The organism is Butyricicoccus sp. (assembly GCF_050872565.1).
Lineage (GTDB): Bacteria > Bacillota > Clostridia > Oscillospirales > Butyricicoccaceae > Butyricicoccus_A.
Window position 1 is genome coordinate 1 of sequence record NZ_JBNMHC010000474.1, and the last position, 1,371, is coordinate 1,371.

Here is a 1,371-nt window from a genome sequence, read left to right on the forward strand (position 1 = left end):
CAGATCCGGCACAGTCAGGAAAAACAGGTGCGAGACAAGGAGAATTATGCTGAACTTACATTTGGTAGAATTTGTGCGGTCTGCGGTCAAAACAGCAGATTTCCCAAAGGATAACCTGCCGCAGATTGCCTTTGCAGGCAAGTCGAATGTCGGAAAATCCTCGACCATTAACCGATTGCTCAATCGCAAAAACTTTGCCCGTGTAGGCAATGCGCCGGGAAAGACCATTCACATCAATTTCTTTGAAATTGATAAAAAAGTGTACTTTGTTGATTTGCCGGGTTATGGCTATGCAAAGGTCTCAAAGAAGGAGCGTGACCGTTGGGGCAAGCTCATGGACGAGTATTTTGCGAGCGATGATACCCTGACGCTGGGCTTTCAGATTGTAGATATTCGGCATAAGCCGACGGCGGACGATGTCACAATGGCAAATTGGTTTTTGCAGACCGGCGTGCCGTTTGCCATTATTGCCAATAAGTTGGATAAAATCAAAAAGAGCCAGCTGGAGAGCAGCTTACAGACCATTCGCACAACGCTGCATCTTCCGGAAGATGTGCCGGTCATTCCGTTTTCCGCAGAAAAGGGAAATGGCAAGGATGAAGTTCTTGCGCTGATTCTGGAACATATTCATGAAGAAAAATAATGTATTCTTCCTGTGCAGGGAGATATAGATAGAAAAGGATGATTCAGACCAATGAACGAAAAGAAACCATTTATCACCAAGGAGCAGGCAGAAGCAATTGTCAAGGAGTATCCGACTCCGCTGCATCTGTACGATGAAAAGGGAATCCGCGAGAATGCACGCAAGCTGTATGATGCATTTTCTTGGAACAAGGGCTTCCGGGAGTATTTTGCTGTCAAGGCAACACCGACACCGAAGATTTTGCAGATTCTGAAGGAAGAGGGCTGCGGCACAGACTGCTCTTCTCTGACAGAGCTGATGATGAGCGATGCATGCGGTTTCAAGGGCAAGGAGATTATGTTCTCTTCCAACGATACACCGGCAGAAGAGTTTGTGCTGGCAGACAAGCTGGGCGCTACCATCAATCTGGATGATATTACCCATATTCCGTTCCTTGAGGATGCCATTGGTCATATTCCGGAGCGCATTTGCTGCCGCTTTAATCCGGGCGGTGTGTTCCAGCTGGGCGGCTCAAAAGAAGGCTTCCAGGTTATGGACAATCCGGGCGATGCCAAGTATGGCATGACGCGCGAGCAGATCTCTGAAGCGTATAAGATTCTCAAGCAGAAGGGCGCGAAGGAGTTCGGCATTCATGCATTCCTCGCTTCCAACACGATTTCTAATGAGTATTATCCGGCTCTGGCACGCATTCTGTTTAAGCTGGCTGTTGAGCTGAAGGAAGAGACCGG

1 protein-coding gene and 1 pseudogene are annotated in these 1,371 nt (G+C 48.1%); both read left to right on the plus strand.

Annotated elements, in window-relative coordinates:
* Positions 1–46 precede the first annotated feature (46 nt).
* Positions 47–643, plus strand: coding sequence for a ribosome biogenesis GTP-binding protein YihA/YsxC (gene yihA, locus ACR0P9_RS12655; protein WP_432620688.1), 597 nt, complete (start codon positions 47–49; stop codon positions 641–643).
* 51 nt (positions 644–694) lie between these two features.
* Positions 695–1,371: pseudogene (locus tag ACR0P9_RS12660) on the plus strand (diaminopimelate decarboxylase); the annotation flags it as partial.